General features: G+C 47.8%; 11 protein-coding genes. 2 read left to right on the top strand and 9 right to left on the bottom strand.

What is annotated here, in order from left to right:
* Positions 1–284 precede the first annotated feature (284 nt).
* Both BCOA_RS34160 and BCOA_RS34165 read left to right on the top strand, forming a co-directional pair.
* A complete protein-coding gene (locus BCOA_RS34160) occupies positions 285–731 on the top strand; it encodes a hypothetical protein (RefSeq protein ID WP_014098485.1) in 447 nt (148 codons plus the stop codon).
* Positions 732–978: 247 nt separating this feature from the next.
* Positions 979–1,245 (top strand): excalibur calcium-binding domain-containing protein, encoded by a 267-nt coding sequence (locus BCOA_RS34165; protein WP_014098487.1) that lies wholly within the window; start codon positions 979–981, stop codon positions 1,243–1,245.
* A 319-nt stretch (positions 1,246–1,564) separates the two neighbouring features.
* Here the strand turns inward: BCOA_RS34165 and mutL are convergent, their stop codons facing one another.
* From mutL to BCOA_RS34210, 9 genes are all read right to left on the bottom strand, one after another.
* Positions 1,565–3,481, bottom strand: coding sequence for a DNA mismatch repair endonuclease MutL (gene mutL, locus BCOA_RS34170; protein WP_014098488.1), 1,917 nt, complete (start codon positions 3,479–3,481; stop codon positions 1,565–1,567).
* A gap of 15 nt (positions 3,482–3,496) precedes the next feature.
* On the bottom strand, positions 3,497–6,124 hold the full coding sequence (gene mutS / locus BCOA_RS34175; RefSeq protein WP_014098489.1) for a DNA mismatch repair protein MutS: 2,628 nt from the start codon (positions 6,122–6,124) through the stop codon (positions 3,497–3,499).
* A 259-nt stretch (positions 6,125–6,383) separates the two neighbouring features.
* Positions 6,384–6,923, bottom strand: a complete 540-nt coding sequence (locus BCOA_RS34180) for an outer spore coat protein CotE (RefSeq protein ID WP_014098490.1) — start codon at positions 6,921–6,923, stop codon at positions 6,384–6,386.
* Between the two features lie 189 nt (positions 6,924–7,112).
* Positions 7,113–7,541 (bottom strand): RicAFT regulatory complex protein RicA family protein, encoded by a 429-nt coding sequence (locus BCOA_RS34185; protein ID WP_014098491.1) that lies wholly within the window; start codon positions 7,539–7,541, stop codon positions 7,113–7,115.
* Complete coding sequence (gene miaB / locus BCOA_RS34190; protein ID WP_014098492.1) at positions 7,541–9,088, bottom strand: tRNA (N6-isopentenyl adenosine(37)-C2)-methylthiotransferase MiaB; 1,548 nt, start codon at positions 9,086–9,088, stop codon at positions 7,541–7,543. Before miaB ends, BCOA_RS34185 begins: the two co-directional genes overlap by 1 nt.
* Before the next feature lie 342 nt (positions 9,089–9,430).
* Entirely contained in the window at positions 9,431–10,804 is a 1,374-nt protein-coding gene (locus tag BCOA_RS34195; protein ID WP_014098493.1) for a putrescine aminotransferase, read from the bottom strand.
* 13 nt (positions 10,805–10,817) lie between these two features.
* Complete coding sequence (locus BCOA_RS34200; protein WP_014098494.1) at positions 10,818–12,317, bottom strand: aldehyde dehydrogenase family protein; 1,500 nt, start codon at positions 12,315–12,317, stop codon at positions 10,818–10,820.
* 291 nt (positions 12,318–12,608) lie between these two features.
* Entirely contained in the window at positions 12,609–14,744 is a 2,136-nt protein-coding gene (locus BCOA_RS34205) for a sigma 54-interacting transcriptional regulator (protein WP_014098495.1), read from the bottom strand.
* A gap of 121 nt (positions 14,745–14,865) precedes the next feature.
* Complete coding sequence (locus BCOA_RS34210; protein WP_172653414.1) at positions 14,866–16,227, bottom strand: APC family permease; 1,362 nt, start codon at positions 16,225–16,227, stop codon at positions 14,866–14,868.
* Between the last annotated feature and the right edge of the window lie 141 nt (positions 16,228–16,368).

A 16,368-nucleotide genomic window follows, 5' to 3' on the forward strand; every position in this document is an offset into this window, starting at 1 on the left:
GCCGTTGCATCCTGGAAAAGTGGCCTCCGGCGTGGCGCTTGCAATCGACGAGGAAACAAAAGGACTTGTACGGCCCGTGATTGAAAGCAATCTGCGCCTTGCAAAACAAATAAGATGCCGATGCCGTATTGAATGCCAGCGGAAGATGAGAATCAGCCGGCGCATATTTTCAGGACAGAGATGAATTCCTATGGATTGGATTAAAAATGCAATATATAATGGATGGTGATAGAAATTCACCCCGAAGAAGAAGCTCATCAAAACCATTTGAAAGGAGATTGATAATGGATCAGAAGCTGGAACTTATCCTTAAGAAGCTAAGCTCACTGGAATCGGGTCAAAAAGAGCTGAACCAAAAGTTTGAAGCCTTAGAATCCGGCCAAAAAGAACTGAACAATAAGTTTGAAGTCTTGGAATCGGGCCAAAAAGAGCTGAACAATAAGTTTGAAGTCCTAGAATCGGGTCAAAAAGAAATGAAACAAAGATTGGAAGTTATGGGATCAGGCCAAAAAGAACTGGGACAAATTGTCAGAGCCATACGCGACCGTTCAGAAGAAACAACTGCAACAAAAATTGATGCCCTATCAATGGATGTCCACCATCTCCACGGTGAGATTGCAGGCGTCAAAGAGGAAATCAAAGATCTTCGGAATGGTGTCATTTTTGTAAATAGAAAAGTTGCAGACGCAGAACTCGAAATTAATATGATGAAGCAAAGTAAAAATCAATGACCAAATCGGATAGGTCAAGGAAATTGCCCGTCTGTAAAGTCATTTGCAGATGAAAATCGGATGAATGCATGGAAACCTCAGTCTATTTGATAGATATGTATTCTATATTCTTTAACACGATGGTATCCAATTGCTCATACCGAAGTTGTTCCGTCCACTACAAGAATTAGGTATATATGGAAGTTATAACATCTTTTTCATTGGTGACTATATAAAATCATTTAAGTGAACTTGGAGGAGAATTATAGTGAGAAAAATCATTTCAGTCGCAGTTGCTTCCGGCCTAATTTTCGGAGTATCGTTTGCTGCTTCTCATGATGTTGATGCGGCAAAGGCAAAGACTTATGCCAACTGTAAAGCCTTGAATAAAGATTACAAAGGCGGCGTTGCAAGAAGTAAAAGCGCAAAAAACAAAGGTGGAAAGACACACTATAAGCCATACGTTTCAAAAGCATTGTATGACAAAAATAAAACAAAAGACAGGGACCATGATAGTATCGCTTGTGAAAGATAGGAAAAGGCCCTCTAGGCTTTTTCTTAGAATCAAAGACGGAACCTATATGGCGTGAACAGCGATTCTAAACAAGGCGTCATCACAATGAATGACAAAAGTCAAGAATCAGAACAAAAAACTTCACCCCCTCTCGTATTATCCAAAGCACTTATCGTTAACGGGCTGATGGGCCTTTAGTGGAAGATGGTATCGATACGCTAGTAAAAGGTTGAACAATACAACGATCTCAAACATGTTTGAAATGTGGTCAAATTGTGGTCAAACACCCGTTAAAAAGATTGAAACCCCTTGATCATCAAGGGGTTTCGCGATCCGGGAGTTACATGACCCGTTTAAACATTTTTTCGAGTTCGTACACCGAATAATGGATGATGATTGGACGGCCGTGCGGGCATGTAAACGGGTCGGATGCCATTCGGAGCGCATCGAGCAGTGCCTGGATTTCGTCATTGCGCAAATGCCGGTTCGCCTTGATGGACCCTCTGCAGCTCATCATAATCGCCGCTTTTTCACGCAATTTTTTAATATCGACTTTTTTTATAGAAAGGACATGCTCGATCATTTCCTCAATGACCTCTTTTTCCTCATTTTTCGGAAACCATGTCGGATGGGAACGGACAATGAAGCTGTTGTGCCCGAATGGTTCAAGGAAAACGCCGACCTCTTTCAGCGCATCGAGGTTCTCCTGAATTTTAATGGCTTCGTCCGTTGCGTATTCTAAAGTCAGCGGCACAAGCATTTCCTGCACTTCTTTTTTCACTTCGCCGACTTTTTCGCGGAAAAATTCATACTTGACCCGCTCCTGGGCGGCGTGCTGATCAATGATATACAAGCCGTTTTCATTTTGGGCAAAAATATACGTGCCGTGCATCTGGCCGATCGGATACATCGGCGGGATGCGGGATGCCGGCTGCTGTGCCGCGTCCTGCCCTCTTGCCTCTTCAACATCAAATCCATCGCGCGCCGGTTCATGGATTTCATCTGGAAAAACAGAATCCAGATTTTCCCCTGAAAATGCCGGGAAATCTGCTGCCGGCTGTTCCACGCTGAGATGGGGTTCTGCATCCGGGCTTTTATCGTGCTGCCCCATTTCCGTTTCCTCCGGCCGGGGCGATGGGTGCGGCGCAACAGGCGCGGAGAAAGCTTTCGGAGTTTCCGGTTCCGTTTTTCCCGGCAAATGGTCAAGCTGGAACGACACCTGTTCCTGTTTTGGTTTTTCTGCTTGCCGCACCATGCCGGACGGAATCAATTCCTGCTTTTTGAAAGCAGCTTTAATCGCGCCCGTAATCGCCCGGCACAGCTCCTTTTCTTTGCTGAACCGCACTTCAAGCTTGGCCGGGTGAACATTCGCATCGACTAAAACCGGATCCATTTTTAGCGACATCAACACAATCGGGTAGCGGCCGATCGGGAGCAGTGTATGATAACCTTCTAATATGGCCTTTACAAGCGCATAATTTTTGATAAACCGGCCGTTTACCATCGTGGAAATATAATTGCGTGAAGCCCGCGTAATTTCCGGCAAAGCGATAAACCCGTTGATTTCAAAATCAAGTGTTTGACTTTGTACCGGAATCATTTTTTTGGCAATGTTCACGCCGTAAATGGCGGCAAGCACCTGACGCACATCGCCGTTCCCGCTTGTCTGAAGCAGCATCTTTCCGCCGTGGCGGAGGCGGAAAGACACCTCGGGGTGGCTGAGCGCGAGGCGGTTCACCACATCGGTAATATTGCCGAGCTCGGTATGGATCGACTTCATATATTTTAACCGCGCAGGCGTGTTAAAAAATAAATCGGTGACCGTAATTTCCGTTCCTCTCCGGCTCGGTGCCTGTTCGCGGGCCACCCATTTCCCGCCTTCAATGACCGCTTTTGTCCCGGGCCCGTTTCCGGTTGAGGTGACGATTTCAACACGGGAAACAGCAGCAATGCTCGGGAGCGCTTCGCCGCGAAAACCGAGCGAACGAATCCGGAACAGATCATGTTCGTTTTTGATTTTGCTTGTGGCGTGGCGTGAGAAAGCAAGCTCAACATCGTCAGGCTCGATGCCGGTTCCATTATCAATCATACGGATTTTTTCCATACCGGCTTCCCAGACATCAATTTCGATAACTGTGCTTTCCGCGTCGATGGCATTTTCAGCCAGTTCCTTCACGACAGATGCCGGCCGTTCGACCACTTCACCGGCTGCAATCCTGTTAGAAAGCAACTCGTCCAGTTGTGCAATTTTTCCCATCGCGGACAACACCACCTATTTTTTTAATTTTTTCTGAATCTCATAGAGTGCATTCATGGCCGCAAGCGGCGTCATCTCAAGCAAATCGAGTTCCCTAATTTGCTTGAGCACCTTTCTTTCCTTTGCTTCAACCGTTTTCTGACGCGGCGTTTCCGGCTCTTCAAAAAAGGACAGTTGCGCGGGCTCTGTGGCAGCAGCCGCCTCCGGGGGGTTCATCTGCGTTTCGCCGTTATCCTGGTTTTCAAGCGCATGGAGAATTTTTTCGGCGCGGCAAATCACTTGTTCCGGCAGGCCGGCCAGCTTTGCCACATGGATCCCGTAACTTTTATCTGCAGGGCCTTCTTTGATTTTATGGAGGAAAACCACTTTGCCGTTTTGCTCCATGGCGCTGACATGGACGTTTTGCAGCTTACCCAGTTCTGTAGAAAGCGCCGTCAGCTCGTGATAATGGGTAGAAAAAAGCGTTTTGGCCCCGATTTCATCATGGATGTATTCGATCATCGCCTGGGCGAGTGCCATCCCGTCATATGTAGACGTTCCGCGCCCGATTTCATCAAATAAAATCAGGCTTCGTTCCGTTGCGTTTGCAATCGCGTTTTTCGCTTCAAGCATTTCGACCATGAACGTACTCTGGCCGGAAATGAGATCATCGGCTGCGCCAATCCGTGTAAAAATCCGGTCAAAAACCGGCAGCTCCGCCTCGCGCGCCGGCACAAAGCAGCCAATTTGCGCAAGGATTACCGTCAGCGCAATTTGCCGCATATACGTGCTTTTCCCGGACATGTTCGGCCCGGTAATCAGCAGAATCTCTCGGTTTTCATCCATCAGGCAGTCGTTTGGCACATAGCTTTGCGAATCGAGTACTTTTTCCACGACCGGATGGCGCCCTTCCGTAATCTTCAGCACGCCGTCTTCCCGGAATACCGGCTTTGTGTAGTGGCGTTTTTCGCTTACGACGGCAAAGCTTTGCAGCACATCAATCGTGCTGACCGCTTTTGCGAGGCGCTGCAGCCTGGGAATAAATTCTTTTACATGTGCCCGGATTTCCGTAAACAGCTCGTATTCCAGATCGATCATTCTTTCTTCCGCCTGTAAAATAAGCGCTTCTTTTTCTTTCAATTCCGGTGTGATGAACCGCTCGGCGTTCGCCAACGTCTGTTTCCGTTCATAGCGGCCTTCTTCGAGCAGGTGGAGGTTCGCCTTCGTCACTTCAATATAGTAGCCGAACACGCGGTTGTATCCGACTTTCAGCGACTTGATTCCGGTCCGCTCGCGCTCGTCGCGTTCGAGGCTTGCAATCCACTGCTTGCCGTTTTTGCTCGCGTCGCGGTAGCGGTCCAGCTCTTCGTTATAGCCGTCGCGGATCATCCCGCCTTCCTTCACGGAAACCGGGGGATTGTCCTCAATCGCGCGTTCGAGCAAATCTGTCAGTTCTTCACACGGGTCAAGAAGCGCCGCCAATTTTTTGCTTTCCGGGCTTTCCAAGCTTTCCATGACCGCCCGGATACCCGGAATTTGCTGTAGCGAGCATTTCAGCTGGATGAGGTCACGTGCATTCACATTGCCAAATGCCACCCGGCCGGCAAGCCTTTCCAGGTCGTATACTTCCTTCAGGCGCTCGCGGATATCCTCCCGCTCAAAGTAATGGTTTAAAAAGGTTTCCACCATTTGAAGCCGTGCTTCTATTTTTTCCTGCTTAAGCAGCGGCCGGCCGATCCACTGTTTTAAAAGCCTGCCGCCCATGGCTGTCATCGTTTCATCGAGCAGCCATAAAAGCGATCCTTTTTTGCCTTGCCCGCGGATCGTCTCAGTCAGTTCGAGATTACGCTTGGAGTAATAATCAATATTTAAAAACCGGCGGACTTCATACATTTCAACCGGCTGCAGATGATCGAGGCTCCTTTTCTGCGTGCGGAATAAATAGTTTAACAGTCTTGCTGCAGCCAGCCGCAAAAGCTCCGGTTCCAACTGGGGCAGAAGCCTTTCAAAGCCTTCCTTTACAGCCGTATCCGTTTCAAACGAAATGGTGATATTTCCTGTATTTTTCATTAGCCGCGCGTATTCATCCGGAAATTCCGGATCTACCACAGCTTCTTTTGCGCCGATCGACGCCAGTTCGTTCAGTACTTCTTCAAACGGGCCTTCCAAAAGACAAGCCCTGCCCTCCCCTGTTGACAAATCTATATAGGCAATCGCGAAATTCCCGTCCGCCGGGGATGCAACAGACGCAATATAGTGGTTTTCTTTTTCCGCGAGCGATTTGCCCTCCATCAAGGTGCCAGGGGTAATCAGCTGGATGACTTCCCGCTTGACAACACCCTTTGCCAGTTTCGGGTCTTCCATCTGTTCACATATCGCCACTTTATAGCCTTTATCAATCAGCTGTTCAATATAAGTGCTGGCGGAATGGTACGGTACCCCGCACATCGGGATTTTCTCGTCGCCGCCGCCGTCCCTGCTCGTTAATGTAATTTCCAGTTCCTGGGACGCTTTAATGGCATCTTCGAAGAACATTTCATAAAAATCGCCGAGACGGAAAAATAAAAAGGCATCCTGATATTCCGCCTTCACTTGCAAATATTGCTGGATCATTGGGGTATACGCAGCCATTCTTACCAAATTCCTTTCCTGCTTTTCAATCATTCTTCAATCCTGTTTATTATAACATATTTGCATGAAGGCCTTCATAAATTGAAATACGGATCATTTTACAAAGCCGGGCCTTGTCTGTTGATTTTCAATGTCTCCTCCAGGGATGCCAGGTTTTTTCTGCCTGTGTCAAAACCCATTACAGGATTTCGCGTGCATTCTAAGCATGCGTTTTGGTGGGGCAAATGGCCGCGCTTTTACCGCCGGATGCCCAGAAAAAAACTAGGAGTGCATGTCTCCTAGTTTGTGGCTTCTATTCTTCTTCACTTCCCACTAAAAAGTCAGGGTTTAATTCTTCAAACTCGTCGCTGCTTTCTTCTTCCCATTCATCGTCATCGCTGCATCCTTCAGGCGAGATGGCAACACAAACCTTTGTTTCTCCGATGACTTCCACGAGAAACTCTCTTTCAACACTGACAATGATTTTATTGCCGTTTGGCGAAATGACCGCTTCAATGCAATTCGGCTGCTGCAGGACGCTTGCGATGACTTCTTTGTCGTCCAGGCAATCCGGATCCCTGTAATGCAATTTAACGGTATCGGTATACTCGACTTTTTCCGTCATGACCGATGTCTTCGTATTGTCATTATGGGAATACCAGATGTTCACATCATAAGAGCCGCGGATTTTAACTTCTTTATCTATTTTCCTGGCTTCGTACTTATGGTTGATAATCCAGCAGCCTAAAATGCTCGAAGGATGCTGCGGCGGGCAAATCGTATGATTGGACTGCGTAAATTTGCGCCCTTTCGCAACGACTGCTTTTGTAATGATTTCTCTATATTCTGCCATTCGAGCGAACCCTCCTCATCTATTTTCAATTCATCCTATGCTTTTACCCAGGCCGGTGTGCCAATTCTTTTTCTCGCCACCTCCGGGTAATCCTAACATATGCCGCGACAATAGGAGGGTGCCCGTACAATGGATTTGCCTTGTGCTGCGCACCAAAAAAACGGTGTGCACAGATGCACACCGTTTTTTTCAGTGGAGGGTGCCGGAAGAATATTTCACCTGGGATCCGGTTTGGCCTTTTAAAAGATCGCCGCCGGTCGATTTGATGATTTCATCCGTGACCGTATTGGAAATGGTATTTGTGACAATCTGGAGCAGGTCGTTTACGTCCACCTGTGACTGCTTGAATTCCTGAACGACCGGGATGCCGTCCAGTTCTTCCTCCAGTTTATCTATTTTGGCTTCTACTTGTTTTAATGCTTCTTTTTTTCCATAATGCTGCAAGTTGACAGCCTGCTTTTGCAAAGCTTTAATATTGGCAATTAAATTGCGGACTCTCTCATTTTCATTGATTTGCGCTTCCGCCCGCTTAAAAAAATCGACCTCTTCCGTTTCCGCAATCATTTTCGCAAGTTCGGCAGCTTTTGCGACGATATCATCTTTTGTAAACTTCTGCATCACGCTTCCACCCCGGCCGGATCAGGCACGGCCACCATTTCCCCGTCCAGTGACCATGTTTTCGCCTTCGTAATTTTTACCTGCACAAGTTTTCCAATTGCTGATTTCGGCCCCTTGAAGTTGACGAGTTTGTTTTTGCGTGTGTAACCGGCTAAAATTTCCGGATTGTTTTTGCTTTCGCCTTCTACAAGCACTTCCACAACCTGGCCTTCGTATTTTTCCATGGCCGCTTTTGAATAGGCATTGACGAGTTCATTCAGGCGCTGCAGCCTTTCCTTTTTCACTTCCATCGGGATATTATCTTTCATTCTGGCTGCCGGCGTGCCTTCGCGCGGAGAATAAATAAACGTATAGGCCGTTTCGAACCCGACTTCTTTATACAGGGACAAGGTTTCTTCAAACTGCTCTTCGGTTTCGTTCGGGAAACCGACAATAATATCGGTGGACAGCGCTACATCCGGAATCGCGGCTTTGATTTTTCTGACGAGTTCCAAATATTGTTCCCGCGTATATTTGCGGCCCATAATTTTTAAAATTTCGCTTGAACCGGACTGGACCGGAAGATGAATATGTTCGACAAGGTTTCCTTTTTTCGCCAGCACTTCGATCAGGCGGTCGTCGAAATCGCGTGGATGGCTCGTGGTAAAGCGGATGCGCGGGATGTTGATTTTGCGCAGATCATCCATCAAATCGCCAAGGCCGTATTCAAGGTCATCAAAATCTTTTCCGTAGGCATTGACGTTCTGGCCGAGCAGCGTGATTTCCTTGTAGCCTTTGGCGGCCAGTTCACGCACTTCCTGGATGATGTCTTCCGGACGCCTTGACCGCTCTTTTCCACGCGTATACGGCACGATACAGTACGTGCAGAACTTATCGCATCCGTACATGATGTTTACCCATGCCTTGATGTTGCCTTTGCGTACTTTCGGCAGGCTTTCGATCACGTCGCCTTCTTTGGACCATACTTCCACAACCATTGCCTTGGACATATACGCTTCTTTTAAAATATGCGGCAGGCGGTGAATGTTGTGGGTGCCGAAAACCATATCGACATGCGGGTGTTTTTGCAAAATTTTATTGACGACGGATTCTTCCTGCGACATACAGCCGCAAACCCCGATCAGCATGTCCGGTTTTTCCGTTTTCAACGGTTTCAGGTGGCCGATTTCGCCAAACACTTTATTTTCGGCATTTTCACGGATGGCGCATGTATTTAGCAGAACCACATCCGCATCTTCCACCGTTTCGGTTGGCGTGTAGCCAAGCTGCATAAAAATGCCGGCCATCACTTCCGTGTCATGTTCGTTCATTTGGCAGCCGTAAGTCCGGATGTAAAATTTCAATCCGTCGCCCATGCCTTTTAAGTCTTCATCGATTTCGAAGTCTTTAAAATACTGGACTGGTTTCCGGCTCCGTTTTCTTGCTTCTTTTAAATTCGGCGGAATATAAACCGATTGGAAATATTTGCTGTAGTCCTTTTCGGATTTTTTGTCCGCAGGCTCTACAGGGTTCACTTGCTGCTGTTCCAAACGTTGTTTCTCGTTCATGGCAATCCCCTTTCTGTTTGCACCATGCCGCGCTCAATTTGCGGCAACCATATAAAAATCATGCGTATAACCAGTATAAATGGTTTTTTCTCCTATTACAACAAACCCCCGTTCCCGGTATGTGTCAAGTTTTTCACGATTCCCGGAACATCCGGACTTCAAAAGCCGTTTGTTTAACCATTTAACGCGGATTCATTCGCGGTTTGTGCCGGTGTCACATTGGCAAAACACCGGGCTGTGCGCTTTACCGGGAAAAAAGAAGCCGTTACCTTCGTGCCCGGCGCAAAAAGCCCCTTCCTGTTTCAGGCAGAGGCTTTTTGCGTTTCTCTTCCGTTTTACATTTTATGCCTTCACTTGCGATAAAACGTGTTTGAACGTACGGATAACCTGGTCGATTTCTTCATAGCTGATTGTAAGTGCCGGTTCAAAGCGCAAAGTTTTCGAATTAATCAATGTGCCTGCGACAAGCACGCCCCCGTCAAACATGCCTTTTGCCACTTCATAACCGAGTTCATCCGAATGGAATTCTATCCCGATCATTAACCCTTTCCCGCGGACTTCCTGGACAATGTCTTCGTGGCCTTTTGCCGCCTCTTTTAAGCCGTTCAGGAAATAATCCCCGGCAACAGCTGCGCGTTCCGGCAGCTTTTCCTCGATGAGGACACCGATCGTTGCAATTGCCGCAGCACAGGCAAGCGGATTTCCGCCGAAAGTGGTAGTATGCATGAACGGATTCGGGAACCAGCTTTTGAACACTTCTTCTTTCGCGACCACCGCGCCGGCAGGCATCACACCGCCGCCAAAAGCTTTCGCGAGACAGAGAATATCCGGGACGACGCCGTAAAGTTCCGCCGCGAACATTTTTCCGGTACGGCCCATGCCGGTCTGCACTTCATCAAAAATGAGCAGCGCGCCAAACGCATCGCAAAGTTCACGGACTTGTTGCAAGTAGCCTTCTGGCGGGAGAATAATGCCGCCTTCCCCTTGGATCGGCTCCAACATAACAGCTGCAACATCTTCCCCGACAAGGGCGCATGTTTCAAACGTTTTTCGCATCATGTCAATGTCGCCGTACGGGATATGGCGGAAGCCCGGAACAAGCGGAAGGAACGGTTTCCGGAACATGCCTTTCGCCGTCCCGGACAATGAACCGAGGCTTTTCCCATGGAAAGCACGGGTGGTCGAAATGATGGTTGTCCGGTCGCTGTACATTTTTGCAAGTTTCAAAGCCGCTTCCACGCTTTCCGTTCCGCTGTTTGTGAAAAACGCATATTTTAAATCGCCGGGCGTGATATCCGCCAATATTTTTGCAAGCATGGCCCGAAGCGGGTCAAGCAAATCCTGGCTGTGGAGCGCCTGGCGTTTCAGCTGGTCGGTCACAGCTTTTACGACTTTCGGATTACGGTGCCCGACATTGTAGATTCCGAAACCGCCCAGACAGTCGATATATTCTTTGCCGTTTACATCTTTAAAACAGGCGCCGCTGTCGGACCATTCGACTGCCGCAAACTGGCCGCCTTCCGTCACGGTTTTCCGGTATTCCAGAAAGCCCGGATTCACATATTCGCGGAATCCGTCCACCGTTTCCTTCGTAATCCATTCCGCTTCTTCCTGCGTGACTTCCTGTTTTTCAATTAAATTCAGCACTTTATGAATATAACCGAGTACCGCTTGTTCTTCGCTGTTTTTCTTCTCTTGTTTGATATCTATCCCCATTTATGATCTCTCCTTATTTTTCATGTGAAAACCAGCCGGTTGGTTCCACTTGTAAATTGATGTTGATTTGTTTGATTTCCTGAAATTCTTCGAGCCCGAATGTACCGAGGCTGCGCCCGATTCCGCTTTGCTTATAGCCGCCCCACGGCGCTTCGTTATAAGTAGGATGATAGGAATTGATCCACGTAATGCCGGACCGGATCTTTTTAATGACCCTTAACGCCTTGGCCCCGTCATTGGAGAAAACCGCACCGGCCAGCCCGTATACCGTGTCATTGGCCAATTTTACAGCTTCCGCCTCATCCTTGAATTTTTGAATAACAACGACAGGGCCGAAAATTTCCTCCTGGACAATCCGCATGTTTTGTTTAACATCCACAAACACGGCCGGCCCGACAAAATACCCTTTATCCAGCCCGTTTTCCAATAGGCGGTTGCCGCCAAGCGCTAAGGTGGCGCCTTCCTGCTTGCCGATTTCAATATAAGAAAGCACTTTTTTCATATGTTCTTCGCTGACAAGCGGGCCCATTTCCGTATCCGGATCATCCCCCGGCCCGACTTTAATTTTGGCGGCTCTTTCCACAAAATGGGAGACAAATCTTTCGTACAAGCTTTCTTCAACAAGGATTCTCGAGCCGGCGGAACATACCTGGCCGGCCCCGCTGAAAATGCCGTACAAGGCGTAATCAACGGCCGTTTCAAAATCTGCATCGGCAAAAATAATATTCGGAGATTTCCCGCCGAGTTCAAGGGAAACTTTTTTCAACGTATCGGCCGCCTGCCGCATCAGATGTTTCCCGGTTTTCGTGCCGCCGGTAAAGGAAATCATATCCACTTCCGGATGGGTGACGATCTCCTCGCCTACTACCGGCCCCGCGCCCATGACCATATTGGCGACACCTTTCGGCAAGCCGATTTCTTCAAAGATTTCAAAGAGCTTCATGGCTGTCACCGGCGTCACCTCGGACGGTTTAAAAACGATCGTATTTCCGGCTGCCAGTGCCGGCGCGATTTTCCAGACGCTCATTAAAAGCGGATAATTCCATGGCACGATAAGGCCGCATACCCCGACGGGTTCCCGGACAACCATTGCCTGCATCGGATCTGCGACATGGTAGGTAAACCCGTCAGGCTTCGTAATTAAGCCGGCGTAGTAACGGAAACAGGCAGCCGCATCGGCAATATCATAGCTTGCTTCTCTTAACGGTTTCCCGTTGTCCAACGTTTCAAGCCTGGTTAAAGCCTTCGCGTTTTCGTCGATTTTATCGGCAACTTGAAATAAATACGCTGCCCTTTCCTGTGCAGGAATGCCGGACCATATCCCCGATTCAAAAGCTTTTCGAGCTGCATCCACTGCTTCATGGGCATCACGGGTGGTGCCTTCCGGGGCAATGGCGATGGTTTCACCGTTCGCAGGATTTTTTATGGCACGCGTTTCCCGGTTATCTGCATCGATCCATTCGCCGTTAATATACATTTTCAGGTTGATGACGGATTGTTGTACCCCGACCATTTTTCATCCTCCTTTATTCTCTTCGACGAATAATCTTGCAAGAAGGGTGCCAATTAATTTTCAGCCTGATTTATGCGGTTTCGCACGCACAGCATTATGCAGTTTTGCATAATGCTATTTTTTTCTGCATGGAAACGGAGCGGGGAAAGTAAAAAAGAAAACCGGCGCGTTTACACCGGGAGGCACTGAAACAAGTTGCAGGCTGCAAAAAAACGGCGGGACACTGTGAATGGTAGCGTCCCGCCGTTTTTTAGGCTTTGTTTGCGGCAGCAGGGGTTTTTAGAAGAAGCTTTACTTGAAAACGGCATCCTCTGTTTTCCTGTTTTTCTTGTTTAATATTTTTTGGTATTTGCGGCTGACGGAAGACTGGCTGATGCCCAGTGCTTTCGCCGCTTTTGTTGTCGTTTTGTACTGGTTCATGGCCAGCAAAATGAGCTGCTCCTCGACGGACTCCATCGCCTCCTGCAACGGCATGATTCTTGTGACGACCGGCTTCATTTTTTTCCTTTCAGAGCCGAATGTTAAAAACTGGCTGACAAACCCGCCATCGATGGCAGCATGGTCCGCAGTGACGACCAGCCTTTCAATAATATTTTGCAGTTCCCTTACATTTCCCGGCCACGGGTAACATTCCAGCACATTGATCGCATCAGGCGTTAAATAAAACTTCCGGCCGTATTTTTCGTTTAATTGCTGCAAAAAGTGGAAGGCAAGCAGCGATATATCTTCCGGCCGTTCCCGGAGCGGCGGGATCCGGATCGGAATGACGTTCAATCGGTAATATAAATCTTCCCGGAACCGGCCCTCTTCCACCATTTTTGCCAGGTTTTGATTTGTCGCCGCAATGATCTGGACATCGATTTTAATGGGGGTTGTGCTGCCGATCGGGATCACTTCCTGTTCCTGCAGCACCCGCAGCAATTTGACCTGCAAGTGCACCGGCAATTCGCCGATTTCATCAAGGAACAAAATGCCGCCGTCCGCCTGCTTAAAGTATCCTTCTTTTCCGTTTTTTTCCGCACCTGTAAAGGCGCCTTTGACATATCCGAACAATTCGCTTTCCAGCAAAGTTTCCGGAATCGCACCGCAGTTCAGTTTTAAAAACGGTTTTTCCGACCTTTTCCCGAATTGGTGGATCGCCTGGGCAATGACTTCTTTTCCGACGCCCGATTCGCCGGACAGTAAAACAGTGGACGAAAATTCGGCGATTTTCTTGACCTGGTGCATGATTTTTTCCATTTTCGGGCTGCAGTAAATCATTTTTTTCAAAAACCGGTCTTTGTTTTTGAACTGGTCGAGCTCTTTTTTGTAGCGGGCTGAAATTTCTTTCATCTCTTTCAGTTCGGTTTTTAACCGGGTCGTCTCGGTTATGTCCCGCGATGCAATAATGATCCGGTCAAGCGCGCCTTTTTCATTAAAAACCGGGTTCCCGACGGCCAGAATTTTTCTTCCCGTCCGCGTTTCCTGCACAACGGATACTTTTTTCCGTTTTTCCATCACGAGCCTTATAACCGACGGGGTGAATAAGCCCTGGTCTTCAAAATCGAGGATATTTTTCCCGATCAGCGTTTTTACGTCCACCTGCCAGAAATCTTCAATGATGTTCTCCCCGTAGCGAAGCAGTTCGCCCTTTGCATTGACGACAAGAATTTCGTCATAAATCGTCGACAGAATCGCATTCAAGTCTTTATTTAAGTCTTTTATATATTCGATTTCAAGTGCCATTTCTTCTACCATCGGCAAATCCTGAACGACAATGATCAGGCCTTCAACTTCACCGGCGAAATTTTGAATCGGGCTGTAGTCGGCCAAAACCCCGACCCCGTTTGCGAATTCAAGATGGTTCAGATACGTTTTCCCGGTTTCAAACGCTTTTGCGATATGGTCATGGCTGAAAATACTTTTACCAGGGGCATTCAGCACCGCTTCGTGCGGCAATTTAATCATTCGTAAACCTGCTTCGTTACAATGGATGATCCGTTTTTCCCTGTTGAGCACAAAAATGCCCATTGGGATCGATGCGAGCAAGATTTTCAGAAAGTGGGCGCTTTCGTTTTCCTGTTTAAAGAGCTCCGCCAGCATGTCCTCTCTTTGGATGTAGCCGGACGGGCGGCCATCTTCGCTTCTCACAAGCGCAAATGGTTCACCAATGATTTGGAACAAGCTCGTAATGGAAATATGGTCATCGAGACGGCTGATCCCGTCAAGCGGTTTTGCGTGGCGAAGCAGGGTTTCTTTTGAAAAGTTGCCTTTTTTAAGCTTTTCCAGCAGTTGATGATTCAGCAAGGCATAGGCAAATAATTCTCCGTCCTTCTTTAAAAACAGAAAAGGCCCTTTATGCTTTTGTAACGCCAGCCTTAAATCTTCTTCACCGTCAACCGAAAAGGGGATGATCGGCTTTATTTTTTCTTTTGCAATTGCCGGCATTGCGATTCCTCCTTGCACCTTCTAAAAATATAGTATCACTATATTTTAATATTGGAAATAGTCCGGCACAAAAAAAGAAGATGCCTGCACATCTTCTGCCATGTAACCATTGCTTTTTATCTTAAAGAATAGAAGTTTTTTCTGCTTCATCCAATTGAAAATCGATGACCTGCTTGCGGAAAAATTTCGTTTGGATCGCCATATAAATAAATCCGATGCCTGACCAGATAATGCCGAAAATGAGGGCGTCTTTTTGCAAGTTGGACCATAAAACGCCCGTCAGCCCTGCCCCGGCTAAAGGCATCACCAGGTAGGAAAACACATCTTTTGCCGTTTTATAGCGCTTTTTCCGGAAGACAAAGAAGGCAATAACAGATAAATTGACGAATGTAAAAGCAATCAGGGCGCCAAAGTTGATAAACGAGGAAATGAGTTCCAGGCTGGGCGTGATCGCAAGCAGCGACACCAGGCCGACAAGGATTACATTCCATGCGGGGGTCCGGAATTTCGGATGCACGTACCCGAACCATCGCTTCGGCAGGACGCCGTTTCTCCCCATCACATATAACAGCCGCGAAACACTGGCATGGGAAGCAAGGCCGGACGCAACCGTGGCGGCAAATGCACCGGAAATAAACAATAATTTAAACAGCGTTCCGCCCACATACAATCCGATTTCGGGCAATGTGTCATCCGTGTTTTTAAAATGGGAAACGTCCGGAAACAAGGCTTGCGCGAAATAACTGGCGATAAAGAAGACCGCACCGCCGATAAAAACCGTTAGCATGATCGCTCTCGGCATGATTTTGGGATCTTTCGCTTCCTCCGCATACATCGTTACCGCATCAAAGCCGATAAACGAGAAGCATACGACTGTCGCTCCGGTCAGGACCGCGCTCAAACGGACATTGGAGTGGTAAAGCGGATCGAAAGTGAAAACCGTACCTTTTCCCATTCCGTGCGAAAATTGTACAACGGCCAGCACAAGAAAAGCACCGATTAGCACGAGTTCAAAAACGACAAGAATGGTGTTCATATTGGACGTTTTCCCCATGCTCCATACATTGATGCCCGTCACGGCGGCTACATACGTCACCACCCAGATCCAGGCGGGCACGTTTGGAAAGACGGATACCATATAAATCCGGATAATTAAAGCATTCACCATGGGCAACAGCAAATAGTCGAGCAACGCCGCCCACCCGACAAGGAAACCGAGATGGGGGTTCATCGTTTCCCTTGTATACGTGTAGGCAGATCCGGCGTTCGGGAAAACTTTTACCATCTTCCCGTAACTGATGGCGGTAAACAGCATGACAATCAACGCAGTGATATAGGCAAGCGGCACCACCCCGTTGGTTTCCTTTGATACGATGCCAAAAGTATCAAACACAATGGTAGGCGTCATATACCCTAATCCAAGTCCGACGATGGCCCATAAACCGAGTGAACGCTTTAATGTCGCATTCTCCAATTTTATCATCCTCCCTCTCTCTTCCACGAATCAAAGATGTTTGCTTTTTGGTACGCTAATAAGGCTGCTCCGCTTCCATCCATGCGAAGGCCTATTATTCTACATCTTTGCAATTTTCATACCAATTATTAGAAAAACAAGAGGAGGATT

The sequence above is a fragment of the Heyndrickxia coagulans 36D1 genome, from assembly GCF_000169195.2.
Taxonomy (GTDB): Bacteria; Bacillota; Bacilli; order Bacillales; family Bacillaceae_C; genus Weizmannia; species Weizmannia faecalis.

Coding starts and splice junctions, on each gene's coding strand:
- BCOA_RS34160 (WP_014098485.1), top strand. CDS start 285: ATGGATCAGAAGCTGGAACTTATCCTTAAGAAGCTAAGCTCACTGGAA.
- BCOA_RS34185 (WP_014098491.1), bottom strand. CDS start 7,541: ATGCAGAAGTTTACAAAAGATGATATCGTCGCAAAAGCTGCCGAACTT.
- BCOA_RS34195 (WP_014098493.1), bottom strand. CDS start 10,804: ATGGGGATAGATATCAAACAAGAGAAGAAAAACAGCGAAGAACAAGCG.
- BCOA_RS34210 (WP_172653414.1), bottom strand. CDS start 16,227: ATGATAAAATTGGAGAATGCGACATTAAAGCGTTCACTCGGTTTATGG.
- BCOA_RS34205 (WP_014098495.1), bottom strand. CDS start 14,744: ATGCCGGCAATTGCAAAAGAAAAAATAAAGCCGATCATCCCCTTTTCG.
- BCOA_RS34200 (WP_014098494.1), bottom strand. CDS start 12,317: ATGGTCGGGGTACAACAATCCGTCATCAACCTGAAAATGTATATTAAC.
- mutS (WP_014098489.1), bottom strand. CDS start 6,124: ATGATTGAAAAGCAGGAAAGGAATTTGGTAAGAATGGCTGCGTATACC.
- BCOA_RS34180 (WP_014098490.1), bottom strand. CDS start 6,923: ATGGCAGAATATAGAGAAATCATTACAAAAGCAGTCGTTGCGAAAGGG.
- miaB (WP_014098492.1), bottom strand. CDS start 9,088: ATGAACGAGAAACAACGTTTGGAACAGCAGCAAGTGAACCCTGTAGAG.
- mutL (WP_014098488.1), bottom strand. CDS start 3,481: ATGGGAAAAATTGCACAACTGGACGAGTTGCTTTCTAACAGGATTGCA.